Below are 16,927 nucleotides of genomic sequence, written 5' to 3'. Positions count from 1 at the left end.
CTCCTAAGCAGGCCATCAGCATAATCGCTCCTGCGCGATTGACCAGCGCAGGAGGTTGCCGACAGCAAAAAAACGAAAAAGCCACCCGAAGGTGGCTTTGTCTTGAAGCGTTCTACAACGGGCTGCTATCAGTAAGCTTTGCCGGTTTTGTAGAAGTTTTCGAAGCAGAAGTTGGTTGCTTCGATGTAGCCTTCGGCGCCGCCGCAGTCAAAGCGCTTGCCCTTGAACTTGTAGGCAATCACGCAACCGTTTTGCGCCTGTTTCATCAGCGCGTCGGTGATCTGGATTTCGCCGCCTTTGCCCGGTTCGGTCTGCTTGATCAGGTCGAAGATGTCCGGGGTCAGGATGTAACGGCCGATGATGGCCAGGTTGGAAGGTGCATCTTCCGGAGCCGGTTTTTCCACCATGTTGCGTACACGGTAAAGGTCGTCGCCAATCAGGTCGCCAGCGATCACGCCGTACTTGTTGGTTTCAGCCGGGTCAACTTCCTGGATCGCGATGATGGTGCAGCGGTACTGGTTGTACAGCTTGACCATTTGCGTCAGCACGCCGTCGCCTTCCAGGTTGACGCACAGGTCGTCTGCCAGAACTACGGCAAAGGGTTCGTCACCGATCAGCGGGCGGCCGGTCAGGATCGCGTGGCCCAGGCCTTTCATTTCGGTCTGGCGAGTGTAGGAGAACGAGCACTCGCTCAGCAGGCGGCGAATACCGACCAGGTACTTCTCTTTGTCAGTACCCTTGATCTGGTTTTCCAGCTCGTAGCTGATGTCAAAATGGTCTTCCAGCGCGCGCTTGCCGCGGCCCGTTACGATGGAAATTTCAGTCAAGCCAGCGTCCAGTGCTTCTTCAACCCCGTACTGGATCAGTGGCTTGTTCACCACCGGCAGCATTTCTTTTGGCATGGCCTTGGTCGCTGGCAAAAAGCGAGTGCCGTAACCGGCTGCTGGGAACAAGCATTTCTTGATCATATGAGTCCTTTAAAGGGCTGTACGTTCCAAATTTGGCGCAGTCTAATCAGGCAGCATCGACGTTACAATGCTTCTCGATAGCAAACTGATGCCAACCTAGATAAATATTTTGCCCATTAGTTCCTTGGCGATTGAATTTGATGGGTACTCCATCGTGTTTAGCACTACCCGTGATGCCCTTGCGCTATTATCACGCCATTAATCCAGCCAATCAGGCAGCTTTTCGATGTCAGCAACAATCAGCGTTAACGGTTACGAGATCAAACCCGATGCATCGGGCCAATGGTGCGTATTTTCAGCCAGCGGCGAAAACGTTGCCGGGCCTTTCAGCTCGCAACAGGCCGCAGCAGAAGTTGCCTCGGTGTTTCAAGACCAACCTGAGCCAGCAGCACGCCGCGGTAAAAAATAACTTCAATTCCCCTTATGTAATGGTTACCCAGATGAACAAAGTTCTGACACTGCTCGCATTGGTAACCTTGGGTGGCTGCGCGACTGCTTCCAATACATACCTGGCCGATGGCAAACAAGGGTTGAGCATAGACTGTTCGGGCGAGGCCATGTCCTGGGCCAAGTGCTACGAGAAAGCGGAAGCGTCTTGTGCCGGTACGGGCTACAACATCATTGCCACCGATGGCACGCCTGCGCTTGCAGACAGCGAGAAAACCCTGGGTGCAGATGTAGGCAATTTCAAAAGCCGCACGATCGTGGTGGCCTGCAAGTAAGTGGATACCGCTAAAGCGCGTGGCTTTAGCGGTATAGACGGTTACTCGGTACCCTGGCCGATCAACACACCCTTAACGGTTTGCCCGTAGACGTTGACGCCGTCATTGGCGTGGAACTTCACCCGGGTTTTTTCCACTGAGCCCTCGACCAGTCGCGGGTCCTGTGGCCGTTCGTGGGTATTGACGTAGGCCGCTACATCCCACGCCTGCTCATCACTCAAGCTATTGGCCTTGCCCAGTGGCATGTTGTGCTTGATAAACGATGCTGCTGTATTGATCCGGTGCATGCCGGCGCCCCAGTTGTAGGAATCCTTACCCCACAGCGGCGGCATTACGTAATCCGCCCCCACCTTTTGCCCCTGCCCGTTGTCGCCATGACAGATGGCACACTGATCCTTGTACAGCGCCGCACCACGGGTCAGGTTGTAGCCGCCCTTGGGCGCGGGCACATCGGGATAGCCCCGTCCCGGCAACTCAACCCCTGTAGGCGCCTTGGTTGATAACCAATAGGCATAGGTTGAGAGCGCCGTAATCTCACGGCTATCGGCAGCCGGCGGGGTACCGCCATTCATGCTGAACTGAAAGCAGCCCTGCAGGCGTTCGGCAAAGGTATTGACCTTGTCGTTTTTCTTGCGGTATGCCGGGTACATCGGGTACGCCCCCCACAGCGGGGCCGAGTTAGCCAGCCGGCCCTGATCCAGATGGCAGTTGGTGCAGTTAAGGCCATTGCCGACAAACTGTGGCGCCTGGCGCTTGGTGTCGACAAACAGGGCGTAGCCATCCAACACCATTTTGCCGTAGGCGTTGTCAGGCAAATCACTCTGTTGCGGCGGCTGAAAGTAGGTGATGTGCTCGGCAGGCGCAGGCACTTTTATCTGCGATTGGTCCTCCATCGCGATGGTCGCCGCATGAACTGCGCCGCTGAGGAGCACGGACGCCGCGCAAGTAGATATCAGACGCTTCATGGCTTGGCCTCCGTGTGCCCCACAGTGCTGAAATAGTCGGCAACCTCCTTGATTTCATCCTCGGTCATGGCCTTGGCGATATGGCCCATCAGGTCATTGGGATCGTTGTGCCGGGTGCCGTCGCGCCACGCATTGAGCTGCGCCGTCAGGTACAGGGCCGGTTGATTGGCCAGTGGCGGGAAGGCGCTCCCCACGCCCACCCCGCCCGGGCCATGACAACTGACGCATTCGGGGATCTGGCGCTCCCAGGCGCCGCGCAGGGCCAGCTTTTCACCCAGGCCTGCGGGCAGGCTGCTGCGGTTGATGGCTGGCACTGCAGGGGCCGGCATGGCGGCAATGGTGGCCGTGACCGAGGCAATTTCCTGATCGGAAAGGGCCTTGGCCAGCGGTTGCATCACCGGGCTGACTCGCTTGCCACTTTGAAAGTCGTGCAGCTGCTTGCTCAGGTAATCGGCAGAAATACCGGCTAATCGCGGAAACCCGGCGGGTGCCAGCCCCATGCCATCTGCCCCGTGGCACGCCACGCAGGCCGTGGCGCCAGGCTGCGCCCCGCCTTGCAGGTAGATGTTGGGGGTCGGCTGCGCTTGGGCGTTGCTCACGGCGAGCAGTACAAGGCTGCTCAATAGCGTTCGCTTGAGTGGAATCATGACCAGCTCCATTATTGTTATATGCTTAGGCCTATAAAATATAAGCCTATAGATCCTAGGAGAATTCCTACACGGTCACAACACTACTTTGGATCCGATGCCGATATCGGGGCGAAAAAAAACCTGACGTTGCGCAGGGCAATCGTCAGGTCGGGGGGTGACCGAGATAAGCGTCAGTCACCGGAAATGCAGTGTGTAGCGGCTTTGCGAATATCGCCCGGGCGCACCGGTACATTGGACATGCTTTCGTAGACCTTGATGCTGCTGCCGCCGGAGCGTTCTTCAATATCAATGACCGCCGTTGGATTGGAGGTCAGTTTTTGCGGCACGATAATCCGAAAACCGTCTTTATGCGGTTCGATCTGCGGTGCCCTGCGTGTGCTGGACAGTTGTTGCACCACGCATTGAGCATAGGCATCGGGTTTCTTGCCCGAAATCACACTCATGGTCGGCAGCGTCTGCTCAATATCCGTCACTGATGCACAGCCACCCAAGGCCAGCAACGCCGCCAATAAGCCCCACTTCATAGACATTCTCCGTTAAAGACACTACGACAATGGATATCCGGAATTTCTCCCGGGCCATCGTGAATAAATACTCAATAGTGGCGGATTATCCACGTTTTACGTCAAACTCACCCGCATCACGGCATAATACCCGGCTTTAGCCCCCTGACAGGGCTAAAGCACATGCTATCGTGCTGATTATTCAGCAGATTCACGTTTTTGGAGACACCATGAAATTTATTCACCAGCGCGAGCACCTCAACGAAGACGACATTGTCGTCATCGAGTGCTCCCAGCCTTGCAACATCCGCCTGATGAGCGATGCGCACTTTCGCAGCTTTAAAAATGGTGGCCGCCACTCCTATCATGGTGGTGCCTTCAAGGACTTCCCGGCCCGTATCACTGCGCCGAGCACCGGTTTCTGGAATATCACCATTGATACCGTGACCACCCGGGCCATCAGCGTCACCCGCAAGCCCAGCTTCAAGCCGACGATCAAGATCGTGCGCCGCTCCAGCTCCAAACTTCGCTAAACCTCAGGCAGGAATTACCGTGCAAACCACCAAGTACGTCATCAAGTACAAGCTCAACGGCGAGCGTCGCTTCGAGTTTGCCCAGTTGCAGTCGGGCTCGGAAGAAGAAGCCCGCGCCGCCCTGGAGAAGATTCACGGCGATGCCGATGATGTGATCACTGAGATCAAGGCCAGCAAGGCACTGTAACAGTGGACCTGTTCACCGAGCAGGACCTGCAGCAGCCCGCTCGCGTCGAGCGCATCAGCGCCCAGGGGTTTGTGCTGCGCGGGTTTGCCTTGCCCCGGGTCGACGAACTGCTGGCAGCCCTGAGGGGTGTTTTACAGCAATCCCCCTTGCGCCAGATGCACACCCCGGGCGGCCTTGCCATGTCTGCCCGCTTGAGCAGCTGTGGCACCCTGGGCTGGACCACAGACCGCGACGGCTACCGCTACAGCCCCCTCGACCCCCTCAGCACCCGGCCCTGGCCGGCCATGCCCGAGGTCTTCCTGAGCCTGGCAGACGCCGCGGCCAGTGTGGCTGGCTTCAGTGACTTTGTGCCCGATGCCTGCCTGATCAATGCCTATGCCCCGGGCGCCAAAATGTCCCTGCACCAGGACAAAAATGAGCGTTCTTATACCACCCCCATTGTTTCCGTTTCCCTGGGCCTGCCCGCGATCTTTCAGTTTGGCGGCTTTGAGCGCAGCGACCCGACCCAACGTATTTCCCTGTTTCATGGTGATGTGATGGTCTGGGGCGGTGTTGACCGCTTGCGTTTTCACGGCGTGATGCCGATCAAACCAGGGCGGCACGGCTTGCTGGGCGAACAGCGAATCAATATCACTCTGCGCCAGGCTGGCTGAGCCAACGTTGATCGTTGCCCCCTCCTCTACGGCCACAGGTTTACAAAGCGCTGTAAATATTTATATATAGCGGCTATCTTCCCAGCGCCCGACACACACCAATAAAAACGGAGTTTTGCGATGAGTTCATGTGCCCGCATCTTTATTCCCACCGCGCTTGGCGCCCTGATCGGCTGTTTCGCGTTCGCTTCGGCCCAGGCCGATGAGGTGCAGGTGGCCGTGGCCGCCAACTTCACCGCGCCCATTCAGGCCATCGCCCGTGATTTTCAGCAGGACACCGGGCACACGCTGGTTGCTGCCTACGGGGCCACCGGCCAGTTCTATACCCAGATCAAGAATGGCGCGCCCTTTGAAGTGTTCCTGGCGGCGGATGACAGTACCCCCGAAAAGCTTGAGAAAGAAGGCGATATTGTCCCTGGCTCACGTTTCACCTACGCCATTGGCACCCTGGCCCTGTGGTCAGGCAAAGACGGTTACATCGATGGCACTGACAAGGCCTTGCTCGCCAATCAGTTCAAGCACTTGTCCATCGCCAACCCCAAGGCAGCGCCCTACGGGCTGGCCGCCACCCAGGTGCTGGCCAAACTGGGCCTGACCGACAAGGTCAAAGCCAAGATCGTGGAAGGCCAGAATATTACCCAGGCGTACCAGTTTGTTTCCACCGGCAATGCCGAACTGGGTTTTGTGGCCTTGTCGCAGATCTACAAGGACGGCAAAGTCAGCGAGGGTTCGGCCTGGATCGTCCCTGAGGCCATGCACGATCCGATCCGCCAGGATGCGGTGATCCTGAAAAAAGGCGAGCACAACCCTGCTGCCCAGGCCCTGGCCGAGTACCTCAAAGGGCCAAAAGCCACTGCCATTATCAAGTCCTACGGTTATCACCTGTAACCATGCCGCTCACCAGTGCTGACTTCGCGGCTATCTGGCTGACCCTGCAACTGGCGTCACTGACCACCGTGATTCTGCTGATTGTCGGCACTCCCATTGCCCTGTGGCTGGCCCATACGCGCTCGCGGTTGCGCGGGCCGGTCGGGGCGATCGTCGCCCTGCCCCTGGTGCTGCCGCCCACCGTTATCGGTTTTTATTTGCTGCTGGCGATGGGCCCGCACGGTTATGTCGGCCAGTTCACCCAGTCTCTGGGCCTGGGCACATTGACCTTCAGCTTTGCCGGGCTGGTGATTGGCTCGGTGATCTATTCCATGCCCTTTGTCGTCCAGCCTTTGCAGAACGCGTTTACCGCCATCGGCCCCAGGCCGCTGGAAGTCGCCGCCACCCTGCGGGCAACCCCCTGGGACAGTTTTTTCAACGTGATCCTGCCCCTGGCCCGGCCCGGGTTTATCACGGCCGCGATTCTCGGCTTTGCCCACACGGTGGGTGAATTCGGTGTGGTGCTGATGATTGGCGGCAATATCCCGAATAAAACCCGCGTGGTCTCGGTGCAAATCTACGACCACGTCGAGGCGCTGGAGTATGCGCAGGCACACTGGCTGGCGGGGGCAATGGTGGTGTTTTCCTTTCTGGTGCTGCTGGCGTTGTATTCCAGCCGCAAATCGCAAACCAGCTGGAGCTGAAGATGACGTCGCAGATCAACCTTCGCTTGCAGCATCACTATCCAGGTTTTGCCCTGGACCTCGACCTGCAACTGCCAGGCAAAGGGGTGACTGCGCTCTACGGTCATTCGGGCTCGGGCAAGACTACCTGCCTGCGCTGTATCGCCGGGCTCGAACGGGCCAGCCAGGCCTATGTCCAGATCAATGACGAGGTTTGGCAAGACAGCCAGCGTAAGCACTTCGTACCGGTACACCAGCGGGCGCTGGGTTATATTTTCCAGGAAGCAAGCCTGTTCCCTCACCTGTCGGTGCGGGCCAACCTGGAGTTCGGCCTCAAGCGCATCGCCCGCCAGGAGCGACGGGTGGACCTGGCCCATGCCAGCGAACTGCTGGGCATCACCCACCTCCTGCAGCGGGCGCCGCACAACTTGTCCGGCGGCGAACGCCAGCGGGTCGGTATCGCCCGGGCTTTGCTCACCAGCCCCAGGCTGCTGTTGATGGATGAGCCCTTGGCTGCGCTCGACAGCCAGCGCAAGAGCGAGATCCTGCCGTATCTCGAACGCCTGCACGCCGAGCTGGATATACCGGTGCTCTACGTCAGTCATTCCCAGGACGAGGTGGCGCGGCTGGCGGACCATATAGTGCTGTTGAGTGAAGGCAACGTCATGGCTAGCGGCCCGATTGGCGAGACCCTGGCCAGGCTCGACCTACCCCTGGCGCGAGGGGATGACGCCGGGGTGGTGATTGAGGGTCAAGTGGGTGCTTACAACCTCAATTATCAGTTGTTGACCCTGCAGTTGCCCGGCAGCACCCAGCATCTGAGGGTGACCCATGCCTCAATGGCCATTGGCCGGCCGCTGCGCGTCAAGGTGCAGGCACGGGACATCAGCCTGAGCCTGACCCCGGCCGAGCACAGCAGCATCCTCAATAGCTTGCGGGTAACGGTGGTCAGCGAAACCGCCGCCGACAACCAGGCCCATGTACTGATACGCCTGGATGCCGACGGCACCCCCCTGCTGGCCCGGATAACCCGCTATTCCCGGGACCAGTTGGGCCTGCATCCCGGGCAATGGCTGTGGGCACAGATCAAGTCGGTGGCAGTGCTGGCTTGATCCCTTGCTGGCGGCGCTGGATCAGGAAGCGCACGGTCGCGATCGTCAGCCCCAGCAACAGGCCCAGCACCACGGCCAGCCCGACAATCAGTGCCTTTTTCGGCTTGACCGGTTCCGTCGGGGCCTGGGCCTTGCGATCAATACTGACCAGGCCAAGATGGCTCATGTCCGTATTGAGCCGGCCAAGGCGCACCACCTCGGCGCGCAATGGCTCGATATCCTTGAGGAACACATCTTCGTTCGAACGCTTGGCGAGCATTTCGACCTGGCGATTGACCTCAAGCAACTGCATCTTTTTACGAATCTGCGAAATGCGGTTATCGGTAAAGTCATCGGTCGTACGCTTGAGCAGGGCTGCGCGCTCGGCTTCCAGGGCCTGGGAGCCCATAAAATACAAAGGCGTGCTTTGCGAGGTGATTTCGGTGCGCACCACTCTGGATGACGCGCCCTGTGCCGCATCGGCCATAGCTGCCGGCGTGGTCGGGCGGGTAATGCCCAGTGACTTGGCAATCGAAATGGCCTCGTCAAGCTGTTGGATTCGCGATTCGCGCTCCATTTTAAGCTGCAGGCGCAACGCCTTCAGCTCATCTTCCAGGCGGGCTTTTTGCAGCGCGTCAGCCTCGACCAAAGTTGCGATTTTTCCTTCTTTTTCAGAGTGATAGCTTGATCGTGCAGCATTTATCTGGGTGTCCAGCTCCCGGAGCCGGTTACTGATAATAACCTTGAGGTCGGCGCTGATTTGTTCACGCTGGTTATTGATCGCATAGTCAATAAAACCATTGAGGATTGCCACCCCATCAAGCGAGGCCGGGTAATTAAGTTCCAGCCTTATATAAGGACTGCTGGCCCCCCCCTTGTTGGCAGCAGGTTGTACCAGGGTAATGGCATCCCGGTTAAACATTTCGAAGCTTTGCTCCAGTGATCTGCCGGGCTGTTCCAGGGGTTTGAATAACTCCGGGTGATCGCGAAAAAAATTCAAGCGGTTTTCATAGGAATCAAGTGCCAGCCCCACTTTACCCAAAGCCTCAGCGGCAGGCAGGGTGTAGACCTCGGAACGATTCAGGGCATCCAGTTCGTTGATGGCTGCAGGGCGCAGCAGGCTGCTGGTTTGATAGATGTGTTGCGCAAAGGAAACATAGCCAATTGCCACTAATCCGGTTATTACCGCAGTGGCTGCAATCAGTTTTTTTTGTCGCCAAAAAGAATGGATCAATTCAAATAAATCGATCTCAGCGTCAACTTTTCGTCCTTTTGGGTACTGATGAATAGTCAAATGAATGCACCTTGTAGATAAAGCTTAGTCAAGCTGGCTGCTGAGGGCGTATCGACCACATGATGACGCAATGTGTTTGACAGGCTATTCCTAGGAAAATTCGCATCTATATAAATCAAGCACATAGAACAACAAAAGCAAGTAATTAGAAAATGATATCCAACTACTTTAATTGAAATAGGATGCATCCTGCCCTCTAATGAGAATTGCCTCACAAAAAACAGGGTAAAATCGCAGTGTCTTTGTGCCACTTTCATGTAATGCACACGTCACGACGGCACAGTGGCCCGGACTGTGTAATTATTGCCGCCACAAGAAAGCACGCTTACGTGTGGGGTAATAATCAGGATGGATATTTTTCAGGCGATGCGGGTGTTTGTCCGCGTAGTCGAAACCGGCAGCTTTACCGCGGCGGCGCAGGCGCTGGGTTATTCAACGGCGCAAACCTCGCGGCTACTGTCCGAGCTGGAGTCTTCGCTGCAAGCCCGGCTGTTGCAACGCAGCACACGGCGCCTGGCCCTGACCGAGGTGGGTGCGCGTTATCTGGAACGCTGCCGGATGATTCTGGGCGAGATCGAGGATGCCAATGCCGAAGCGGCGGGTGCGCACCTGATCCCCCGTGGCCATTTACGTGTGCAGTCCACCACCGGGCTGGGCATCCAGCTGCTGGCACCGTTGGTGGCCCGCTACACCGAGCTGTATCCGCAGGTACATGTCGACCTCACCCTGTCACAACGCCAGCCCGATCTGCTTGAAGAAGGCCATGACCTGGTGATTACCCTGTCGGCCCATCTGCCGGATTCGGAACTGATCGGCCAGCCGCTGGGCAGCATCTTCAGTGTTATCAGTGCAGCCCCCTCCTACCTCAAGGGCCGGGACATCCCGACGGTACCTGACGATCTGCACCAGCACCGCTGCCTGCACCTGGTCGACCCGTTATTTACCGACAGCTGGACCTTTCGCGATGATCAGGGCGAACAAGTGATCCGCCCCGGCAACGTGTTCCAGGTCAACGTGGCGGAAGCGATGGCCAAAGCGGCCGAGGCCGGGCTCGGGGTGTGCCTGTTGCCCGATTATGTGGCGGTAGGCTCTTATCAGCGCGGCTCGCTGGTGCGTCTGCTGCCGCATTACCGCCTGCACGAAAAAAGCATCTACGCGCTCTACCCTTCACGGCGGTTTCTGGATGCCAAGGTCAAGACCTGGGTGGAGTTCCTCAAGCAGGAAATCCCCAAGGTGCTTGAAGGGCACCAGGCCATCGTCGATGACCCGGCCCATTGGGCTTAACTGGCTTGCAGCGCGCTGCGCAGTTGTTCACGCAGGGTCATGGCGGTGCGATCGAACTCCAGTGGCGTGACCGAGATCCCGCCCTGGGTAACCACCTGGGTTTCGGTGTCGATGGCTTCGGCGTGCTGATGGCGGGTGATGCTGAGCCAGTAGTACTTGGCCTCGCGAAAGTCGGTGCGCTCGATGGCTTCCACACCGTCCATGCGCCCGGCACCCTGGCGGGTGATCTGGATCGGGCCGGCGTCATCGGCAGGTACGTCGGGGAAGTTGATATTCAGGCAGGCCGTTTGCTCCCAGCCCTTGCCGAGCAACTGCCGGATCACGCCGGGGGCAAGGGTGCGGGCGGTATCCCAGCGCACGGCACTGCGACGGGTAAAGTACTGGCTCAAGGCGATAGAGGGCACGCCCATCAACAAACCGGTCATGGCCGCGCCTACGGTACCGGAAAACAGGGTTTCAACCCCCAGGTTGGCGCCCTTGTTGATACCTGACAGCAGCAGTTGCGGCGGTTTGTCCAGCAACTGCTGCAAGGCCATCGCCACACAGTCGGCCGGGGTTCCGGAGACCGAGAAGCGTCGCTCGCCGCGCTGGGTGACGCGCAACGGGTGGTGAATGCTGATGGCCGTGGAGATGCCGCTTTGGTCATGGTCCGGTGCCACTACCCAGACTTCGTCCGCCAATTCGTGGGCCACGGCCTCAAGTGCTGCCAGACCCGGGGCGTCAATCCCGTCGTCGTTGGTAATCAGGATACGTTCGAGTCGGGCGTGGGGCATGGAGATCTCCTTTGGAAGAGGGGCGGCAAGCCAGCACGAGATTGCTTGCCGCCTGCAGCTTAGATGCCCTGCAGCGCCAGATCCATCGCAAAGTAGGTGAGGATCATGTCGGCACCTGCACGCTTGATCGAACCCAGGCTCTCGCGCACTACACGGGCTTCGTCGATGGCACCGGCCTGGGCGCCGAACTTGATCATCGCGTACTCACCGCTGACCTGGTAAGCCGCCAATGGCAGGTGCGAGGCCTGGCGGATGTCGCGGATGATGTCCAGGTACGCACCGGCGGGCTTGACCATCAGCACGTCTGCGCCTTCCTGCTCGTCCAGCAGCGACTCGCGGATGGCTTCGCGGCGGTTCATCGGGTTCATCTGGTAGGATTTGCGGTCGCCCTTGAGCGCACTGCCGCCCGCTTCACGGAACGGGCCGTAGAGTGCCGAGGCGAATTTGGTGGAGTACGCCATGATCGACGTGTCGCTAAAGCCGGCACCGTCCAGGGCGCTGCGAATGGCCTGCACCTGGCCGTCCATTGCTGCCGAAGGCGAGATAAAGTCGGCACCTGCAGCCGCGGCGGCGACCGCCTGCTTGCCCAGGTTGATCAGGGTCGCGTCGTTGTCAACGCCGTGGTCATGCATCACGCCGCAATGGCCGTGAGAGGTGTATTCGCAGAAGCAGGTATCGCTCATCACCACCATGTCCGGCGCGGCATCCTTGCTGATGCGCACCATGCGCGACACCAGGCCGTCTTCGCGCATGGCATCGCTGCCAGTGGCGTCCAGATGATGGGATACGCCGAACAGCATCACCGACTTGAGCCCCGCCCGCGCATAACGCTCGATCTCACCCGCCAGTTTCGACTCAGGTATACGCATCACCCCCGGCATGCTGGTGATAGGCACGAAGTCGTCGATTTCTTCTTCGACGAAAATCGGCAGCACCAGGTCGTTGAGGCTGAATTCGGTTTCCTGGAACATGTCGCGAAGGGTCTGGGAACGGCGCAGGCGGCGCGGGCGTACAGCGGGGAACTGGTTAGGCATCATGGTTCCTGATGGGCAGATTCAAAAAACAGACGAGCCTTGGCTCTATGGCGCAACAAATACAGGATTGATCCTGCAATTGCAAAAGATCCGGCCTATCTGCGGCCGCTTGTCACGCCGGGTTTGCGCAGTATGGCCCCGCTTGCCCTGCTCCTGCCTGACACACATCAAAGCCGTGCATCCATACCAACGTTTACGTTAACGTAAGGCATCCATCATTCCACGGACGATCACGCCATGCCTGAGCTTACCCCTTCGCTACAAGACACTGCTGCGCCAGATGGCGTGTGCTACGGCTGCGGCAGCAGCAACCCCGACGGCCTGCATATCAAGAGCTTCTGGGATGAAGACGGCGTGCATGTGCGCGCCGAGTACCTGCCCGACCCCAAGTACTGCGGCTGGCCCGAGCTGGTGTATGGCGGCCTGGTCGCCATGCTGGTCGACTGCCACTCCAACTGGACGGCAATGGCCTATCACTACCGCATGGAGCACCGCGAAGTGGCCAGCTTGCCGCGCATCAGCTGTGTGACGGGGAATCTGGGGATCAAGTTTATCAAGCCGACCCCGATGGGCGTACCGCTGACCCTGCGGGCCAGGGTCGAGGGCGATGTCGGGCGCAAGACGCGGATCCTCTGCGAGGTGTATGCCGGGGATGTGCTGACGGCGCTGGGTGACTCGATTTTTGTGCGCGTGGACACCGGCCAACTGGCGACTGCTGCCCACGGCCGCGCAGCGGGTTAAGCGCAAACTGGCAGGTACGGCGCGTTCCGGCCATCGCGAGCAAGAACGCGCCGCGCTGTGACTATTTACCCAGTACTTTGCCGTCCCGGGTACGGATTTCCTTGATCACGGCATTGACCCGATTGACCAGCACATAATGCCCGCTGATTTGCACCCATTGTTCATGCTCATCGGGTTGGGGCAGCCCCTTGGCCTTCCAGTCGCTGATCGCAACATCGTCCCGCGTGTACTGATCAGGTGCCTTGTCGCCGTGACCATAGCAACTGCTCAGGTCCATTGATTCGGCCAGGATCTGCCCGGGGTTGCAGTCTGCGGGTTTGGCATCATCGGCCTGCGCGGCATAAGGCGCGACACACAGGAAACCAGCCACTATCGATGCAGAAATCAAGCGCGCATGTTCACCTCAACGTATGGGAGTACAGGCTCAATGGACAAGCGCCGGCTGCAGTACGTTCCACCGCGATAATCAAAAATATTGATCACCATATCAACAATGACGATTGGACTGCACCGCGAGCCTGGGGTGAAGTAACCACAGGGCCGGTCAAAATAATAAACGGCCGTATGTGGAGAACAACATGTCATTCAATATCAGCAGCTTTCAGCTTGAGGGTCGCCGTGCCCTGATTACCGGTTCAGGCCAGGGTATCGGGCTGGAGCTGGCACGCGGACTGGGCGCTGCGGGCGCTACCGTGGTGATCAACACTCGCAATATCGAAAAATCCCTGGCGGTTGCCGCTCAATTACGCGATGAAGGCCTGAAGGCTGAATCCGTGGCCTTCGATGTCACCGACCGCGAACAATTGCTTGGCGCGATCAACAGGTTTGAGGCCGACATCGGTGCCATCGATATTCTGGTCAATAACGCCGGCATTCAGCGCCGCGCGCCGCTGGAGGACTTCAGCGCCAGCGACTGGCACGATGTGATGCGCACCAACCTGGACGGGGTATTTCATGTGTCCCAGGCCGTGGCGCGGCACATGATCGCCCGCGGTCGCGGCAAGATCATCAATATCTGCTCGGTGCAAAGCCAACTGGCACGCCCGACCATCGCCCCTTACGCCGCCTCCAAAGGGGCCGTGAAAATGCTCACCAAGGGCATGTGCGCCGAATGGGCCCGCCACGGCATCCAGGCCAATGGCCTGGCCCCCGGTTATTTCGCCACCGAGATGAACCGCGCCCTGGTCGATAACCAGGCGTTTTCCGAGTGGCTGTGCAAGCGCACGCCGGCAGGTCGCTGGGGGCGGGTTGACGAACTGTGCGGTGCAGCGGTGTTTCTGGCCTCCCCTGCCTCTGACTTTATCAACGGTCAAACCCTGTTTGTGGACGGAGGCCTGACCAGCGTTGTTTGACCCGCACCGGCAAAAAAACAATAACAAGGAACACCCATGAGCAACCTTAACGAACAGGCCCTGCCGGCACTCGCCCCTGGCAGCGCACAAGCAACGGGCAAGGGCTTCGCGACCCGGCGCTGGCTGTACCTGATCCCGCTGATTTTCATTACCTACAGCCTCGCCTACCTCGACCGGGCCAACTACGGCTTTGCCAGTGCGGCGGGTATCGAGCAGGACCTGGGCATTACCAAGGGCATGTCCTCGCTGATCGGCGCGCTGTTTTTCCTGGGCTACTTTTTCTTCCAGGTACCGGGGGCGATCTACGCGCAGAAGTACAGCGTGCGCAAACTGGTGTTCTGGAGCCTGATCCTGTGGGGCTTTTGCGCCATGGCCACAGGGCTGGTGACCAATATCCCGATGCTGATGGTTATCCGCGTGTCGCTGGGGATTGTCGAGGCGGCCGTGATGCCGGCCATGCTGATCTTTATCAGCAACTGGTTTACCCGCAAAGAGCGTTCGCGGGCCAATACCTTTCTGGTGCTGGGCAACCCGGTGACCGTGCTGTGGATGTCGGTGGTGTCCGGCTACCTCATCCAGGCCTGGGGCTGGCGCGAGATGTTTGTCATTGAAGGCGCGCCGGCGGTGCTCTGGGCCTTCGTCTGGTGGCGCATGGCGCGGGACAAGCCCGAGCAGGTCAACTGGCTGAGCGCGCAGGAAAAAGCCCGGCTGGCTGCCACCCTGGCCGATGAACAAAAAGGCATGAAGCAGGTGCGCAATTACCGCCAGGCCTTCACCAGCCCGGTGGTGGTGCAGTTGTGCTGCGTGCATGCGCTGTGGAGCATCGGCGTGTACGGTTTTATCATGTGGCTGCCGAGCATTATCAAACAGGCGGCCGCGGCGGATATCGTCACCGTTGGCTGGTTGAGTGCGGTGCCTTATGTGGCGGCGGTGGCAGCCATGCTGGCCGTGTCCTGGGCCTCCGACAAGACCCAGCAGCGCAAGCATTTTGTATGGCCGCTGCTGGCACTGGGGGCACTCGCGTTCTTTTGCTCGTACCTGCTGGGGTCTTCGCACTTCTGGCTGTCGTTCGCCCTGCTGACCCTGGCAGGGGGCGCGTTATACGCACCCTACGGGCCGTTTTTCGCGCTGATCCCGGAGATTTTGCCGGCCAACGTGTTTGGCGGCGCCATCGGCCTGATCAACGCCTGCGGTGCGCTGGGGGCCTTTGTCGGTTCGTGGATCGTGGGCTACCTGATCGGCCTGACCGGCAATCCGGGCGCAGCCTATATCTTTATGACCGCCGGGGTGCTGTCTTCAGCACTGCTGATGGCATGGGTGAAAGTGCGGCACTAGACACCCCGCCGACATTTGCGAATGTTTCTCGAAGGGATGACAGGGCAAAGAGGAATGTTATACAGTATCAATACTATATAACATTCCCTTGCCAGCGATCCCTCAATGACTGCCACTGCCCCTCCCTCACACCAGCGCCTGCTGTCCATCGATGCCCTGCGCGGGCTGGTTATCCTGTTTATGCTGCTGGACCACGTGCGCGAAACGTTTTTCCTGCACCGCCAGGTGGCTGACCCGATGAATGTCGAGATCACCGACCCTGCCCTGTTTTTCAGCCGTACCCTGGCCCACCTGTGTGCGCCGGTGTTTGTCTTGCTCACCGGCCTGTCGGCTTATCTGTATGGCGAAAAGTATCAGGGCAAGCGCGATGTCTCGGCGTTCCTGTTCAAGCGCGGGCTGTTTCTGGTGGTGCTGGAATTCACCCTGGTCAACTTTGCCTGGACTTTCCAGTTGCCGCCGTCGGTAATCTACATGCAGGTGATCTGGGCCATTGGCGTCAGCATGATCGCCCTTGCTGCCCTGGTGTGGCTGCCGCGCCCGGTGCTGCTGGTACTCGGCCTGGTGATCATCGCCGGGCACAACCTGCTCGACACCCTGCATTTTGCACCGGGGTCAGTGATGCATGTGCCTTGGGCGATTTTGCATGATCGTGGCTGGATTGAGGTGGGCGACAGCTTGCGCATGCGCACCTCCTACCCGGTGTTGCCGTGGATCGGCGTGATTGCACTGGGCTATTGCCTGGGGCCCTGGTTTGCCCGCTGCGCCCCGGCGGCCTTGCGCCAGCGCTATCTATTGCTCGCAGGCAGCGGTGCCCTGCTCGGTTTTGTTGCGCTGCGTTTGTACAACGGTTACGGCGAGGCGCCCTGGGGCAGCCATGCCGAGACCACACAAACCTTGATGAGCTTTTTCAATATCACCAAGTACCCGCCTTCCCTGCTGTTTCTGGCCCTGACCCTGGGCGTGGGCCTGTTGCTGCTACTGGCTTTTGAGCGGGTACAACAACGCAAGTGGATCAGCACCCTCGCCGTATTTGGCGCAGCCCCGATGTTTTTCTATTTGTTGCATCTGTATGCACTCAAAGTGCTGTACCTGGCCTGCGTCGCCCTGTTTGGCCTGAATCAGGCCACCTATTTCGGCTTCGACAGCATCGGTGCGGTATGGTTAACGGCAGTGCTGCTGGCCATTTCGCTGTACTTGCCGGTTCGCTGGTTCGCCAATTTGAAAGCCCGACGCCGGGATATCACCTGGCTTAAGTATTTCTGATTCTGACCGCGGCCCCATTAGCAAACAAG

General features: G+C 58.9%; 21 protein-coding genes. 13 read left to right on the top strand and 8 right to left on the bottom strand.

Annotated elements, in window-relative coordinates:
• Positions 1-128: 128 nt before the first annotated feature.
• Entirely contained in the window at positions 129-968 is an 840-nt protein-coding gene (galU, locus tag BFC21_RS05740) for a UTP--glucose-1-phosphate uridylyltransferase GalU (RefSeq protein WP_016780941.1), read from the bottom strand.
• A gap of 226 nt (positions 969-1,194) precedes the next feature.
• On the opposite strand from galU, the gene BFC21_RS27510 reads away from it, so the two are divergent.
• Together BFC21_RS27510 and BFC21_RS05730 are read left to right on the top strand one after the other, a co-directional pair.
• The gene (locus BFC21_RS27510; protein ID WP_088377394.1) at positions 1,195-1,377 is read left to right on the top strand and encodes a hypothetical protein; all 183 of its coding nucleotides are present in this window, start codon (positions 1,195-1,197) and stop codon (positions 1,375-1,377) included.
• A 31-nt stretch (positions 1,378-1,408) separates the two neighbouring features.
• On the top strand, positions 1,409-1,690 hold the full coding sequence (locus BFC21_RS05730; protein WP_016780939.1) for a hypothetical protein: 282 nt from the start codon (positions 1,409-1,411) through the stop codon (positions 1,688-1,690).
• 41 nt (positions 1,691-1,731) lie between these two features.
• Here BFC21_RS05730 and BFC21_RS05725 read toward each other — a convergent pair whose 3' ends face one another.
• The 3 genes from BFC21_RS05725 to BFC21_RS05715 form a co-directional block, all read right to left on the bottom strand.
• Positions 1,732-2,655, bottom strand: coding sequence for a c-type cytochrome (locus BFC21_RS05725; protein ID WP_120265785.1), 924 nt, complete (start codon positions 2,653-2,655; stop codon positions 1,732-1,734).
• Positions 2,652-3,302, bottom strand: a complete 651-nt coding sequence (locus BFC21_RS05720) for a cytochrome c (RefSeq protein ID WP_088377392.1) — start codon at positions 3,300-3,302, stop codon at positions 2,652-2,654. The genes BFC21_RS05725 and BFC21_RS05720 overlap by 4 nt, the downstream gene beginning before the upstream one ends.
• Before the next feature lie 173 nt (positions 3,303-3,475).
• On the bottom strand, positions 3,476-3,829 hold the full coding sequence (locus BFC21_RS05715; protein WP_016780936.1) for a hypothetical protein: 354 nt from the start codon (positions 3,827-3,829) through the stop codon (positions 3,476-3,478).
• A gap of 209 nt (positions 3,830-4,038) precedes the next feature.
• Between BFC21_RS05715 and BFC21_RS05710 the strand changes: the two genes are divergently transcribed.
• From BFC21_RS05710 to modC, 6 genes are all read left to right on the top strand, one after another.
• Complete coding sequence (locus BFC21_RS05710) at positions 4,039-4,341, top strand: DUF1883 domain-containing protein (RefSeq protein ID WP_016780934.1); 303 nt, start codon at positions 4,039-4,041, stop codon at positions 4,339-4,341.
• A 19-nt stretch (positions 4,342-4,360) separates the two neighbouring features.
• Positions 4,361-4,528: a hypothetical protein gene (locus tag BFC21_RS27145; RefSeq protein ID WP_016780933.1), complete on the top strand. Its 168-nt coding sequence runs from the start codon at positions 4,361-4,363 to the stop codon at positions 4,526-4,528.
• Between the two features lie 2 nt (positions 4,529-4,530).
• Complete coding sequence (alkB, locus tag BFC21_RS05705) at positions 4,531-5,181, top strand: DNA oxidative demethylase AlkB (RefSeq protein ID WP_120265784.1); 651 nt, start codon at positions 4,531-4,533, stop codon at positions 5,179-5,181.
• A gap of 120 nt (positions 5,182-5,301) precedes the next feature.
• Positions 5,302-6,069, top strand: coding sequence for a molybdate ABC transporter substrate-binding protein (modA, locus tag BFC21_RS05700; protein WP_088377390.1), 768 nt, complete (start codon positions 5,302-5,304; stop codon positions 6,067-6,069).
• A gap of 2 nt (positions 6,070-6,071) precedes the next feature.
• A complete protein-coding gene (gene modB / locus BFC21_RS05695) occupies positions 6,072-6,752 on the top strand; it encodes a molybdate ABC transporter permease subunit (RefSeq protein WP_088377389.1) in 681 nt (226 codons plus the stop codon).
• A 2-nt stretch (positions 6,753-6,754) separates the two neighbouring features.
• Entirely contained in the window at positions 6,755-7,843 is a 1,089-nt protein-coding gene (gene modC, locus BFC21_RS05690; protein ID WP_088377388.1) for a molybdenum ABC transporter ATP-binding protein, read from the top strand.
• On the opposite strand, the gene BFC21_RS05685 is transcribed toward modC, so the two are convergent.
• Positions 7,818-9,110 (bottom strand): Wzz/FepE/Etk N-terminal domain-containing protein, encoded by a 1,293-nt coding sequence (locus tag BFC21_RS05685; RefSeq protein ID WP_256557650.1) that lies wholly within the window; start codon positions 9,108-9,110, stop codon positions 7,818-7,820. The two genes, modC and BFC21_RS05685, sit on opposite strands and share 26 nt — an antisense overlap.
• 354 nt (positions 9,111-9,464) lie before the next feature.
• On the opposite strand from BFC21_RS05685, the gene BFC21_RS05680 reads away from it, so the two are divergent.
• A complete protein-coding gene (locus BFC21_RS05680) occupies positions 9,465-10,400 on the top strand; it encodes a LysR family transcriptional regulator (protein WP_083369518.1) in 936 nt (311 codons plus the stop codon).
• Here BFC21_RS05680 and surE read toward each other — a convergent pair.
• Together surE and hemB are read right to left on the bottom strand one after the other, a co-directional pair.
• Positions 10,397-11,173, bottom strand: a complete 777-nt coding sequence (gene surE, locus BFC21_RS05675) for a 5'/3'-nucleotidase SurE (RefSeq protein WP_088377386.1) — start codon at positions 11,171-11,173, stop codon at positions 10,397-10,399. The genes BFC21_RS05680 and surE overlap by 4 nt on opposite strands.
• Before the next feature lie 59 nt (positions 11,174-11,232).
• Positions 11,233-12,207, bottom strand: a complete 975-nt coding sequence (hemB, locus tag BFC21_RS05670; protein WP_016780925.1) for a porphobilinogen synthase — start codon at positions 12,205-12,207, stop codon at positions 11,233-11,235.
• A 237-nt stretch (positions 12,208-12,444) separates the two neighbouring features.
• On the opposite strand from hemB, the gene BFC21_RS05665 reads away from it, so the two are divergent.
• Positions 12,445-12,948: a PaaI family thioesterase gene (locus BFC21_RS05665; protein ID WP_095004921.1), complete on the top strand. Its 504-nt coding sequence runs from the start codon at positions 12,445-12,447 to the stop codon at positions 12,946-12,948.
• Between the two features lie 61 nt (positions 12,949-13,009).
• Here BFC21_RS05665 and BFC21_RS05660 read toward each other — a convergent pair whose 3' ends face one another.
• On the bottom strand, positions 13,010-13,318 hold the full coding sequence (locus BFC21_RS05660; RefSeq protein ID WP_256557627.1) for an RcnB family protein: 309 nt from the start codon (positions 13,316-13,318) through the stop codon (positions 13,010-13,012).
• Between the two features lie 208 nt (positions 13,319-13,526).
• On the opposite strand from BFC21_RS05660, the gene BFC21_RS05655 reads away from it, so the two are divergent.
• The 3 genes from BFC21_RS05655 to BFC21_RS05645 all read left to right on the top strand — a co-directional run bounded on the left by BFC21_RS05655 (position 13,527) and on the right by BFC21_RS05645 (position 16,898).
• A complete protein-coding gene (locus BFC21_RS05655; RefSeq protein WP_095004920.1) occupies positions 13,527-14,300 on the top strand; it encodes an SDR family NAD(P)-dependent oxidoreductase in 774 nt (257 codons plus the stop codon).
• A 36-nt stretch (positions 14,301-14,336) separates the two neighbouring features.
• Complete coding sequence (locus BFC21_RS05650) at positions 14,337-15,635, top strand: MFS transporter (protein WP_088377384.1); 1,299 nt, start codon at positions 14,337-14,339, stop codon at positions 15,633-15,635.
• Positions 15,636-15,740: 105 nt separating this feature from the next.
• On the top strand, positions 15,741-16,898 hold the full coding sequence (locus BFC21_RS05645; protein ID WP_088377383.1) for a DUF1624 domain-containing protein: 1,158 nt from the start codon (positions 15,741-15,743) through the stop codon (positions 16,896-16,898).
• The last annotated feature ends 29 nt before the right edge of the window (positions 16,899-16,927 follow it).

It is taken from the genome of Pseudomonas sp. TMW 2.1634 (genome assembly GCF_001703595.1).
GTDB classification, from domain to species: Bacteria; Pseudomonadota; Gammaproteobacteria; order Pseudomonadales; family Pseudomonadaceae; genus Aquipseudomonas; species Aquipseudomonas fragi.
The sequence above is the reverse complement of the archived record's forward strand: the minus strand, read 5'-3'. Positions and strand labels throughout refer to the sequence as shown.

Coding starts and splice junctions, on each gene's coding strand:
- galU (WP_016780941.1), bottom strand. CDS start 968: ATGATCAAGAAATGCTTGTTCCCAGCAGCCGGTTACGGCACTCGCTTT.
- BFC21_RS27510 (WP_088377394.1), top strand. CDS start 1,195: ATGTCAGCAACAATCAGCGTTAACGGTTACGAGATCAAACCCGATGCA.
- BFC21_RS05730 (WP_016780939.1), top strand. CDS start 1,409: ATGAACAAAGTTCTGACACTGCTCGCATTGGTAACCTTGGGTGGCTGC.
- BFC21_RS05725 (WP_120265785.1), bottom strand. CDS start 2,655: ATGAAGCGTCTGATATCTACTTGCGCGGCGTCCGTGCTCCTCAGCGGC.
- BFC21_RS05720 (WP_088377392.1), bottom strand. CDS start 3,302: ATGATTCCACTCAAGCGAACGCTATTGAGCAGCCTTGTACTGCTCGCC.
- BFC21_RS05715 (WP_016780936.1), bottom strand. CDS start 3,829: ATGAAGTGGGGCTTATTGGCGGCGTTGCTGGCCTTGGGTGGCTGTGCA.
- BFC21_RS05710 (WP_016780934.1), top strand. CDS start 4,039: ATGAAATTTATTCACCAGCGCGAGCACCTCAACGAAGACGACATTGTC.
- modA (WP_088377390.1), top strand. CDS start 5,302: ATGAGTTCATGTGCCCGCATCTTTATTCCCACCGCGCTTGGCGCCCTG.
- modB (WP_088377389.1), top strand. CDS start 6,072: ATGCCGCTCACCAGTGCTGACTTCGCGGCTATCTGGCTGACCCTGCAA.
- modC (WP_088377388.1), top strand. CDS start 6,755: ATGACGTCGCAGATCAACCTTCGCTTGCAGCATCACTATCCAGGTTTT.
- BFC21_RS05680 (WP_083369518.1), top strand. CDS start 9,465: ATGGATATTTTTCAGGCGATGCGGGTGTTTGTCCGCGTAGTCGAAACC.
- surE (WP_088377386.1), bottom strand. CDS start 11,173: ATGCCCCACGCCCGACTCGAACGTATCCTGATTACCAACGACGACGGG.
- hemB (WP_016780925.1), bottom strand. CDS start 12,207: ATGCCTAACCAGTTCCCCGCTGTACGCCCGCGCCGCCTGCGCCGTTCC.
- BFC21_RS05665 (WP_095004921.1), top strand. CDS start 12,445: ATGCCTGAGCTTACCCCTTCGCTACAAGACACTGCTGCGCCAGATGGC.
- BFC21_RS05655 (WP_095004920.1), top strand. CDS start 13,527: ATGTCATTCAATATCAGCAGCTTTCAGCTTGAGGGTCGCCGTGCCCTG.
- BFC21_RS05650 (WP_088377384.1), top strand. CDS start 14,337: ATGAGCAACCTTAACGAACAGGCCCTGCCGGCACTCGCCCCTGGCAGC.
- BFC21_RS05645 (WP_088377383.1), top strand. CDS start 15,741: ATGACTGCCACTGCCCCTCCCTCACACCAGCGCCTGCTGTCCATCGAT.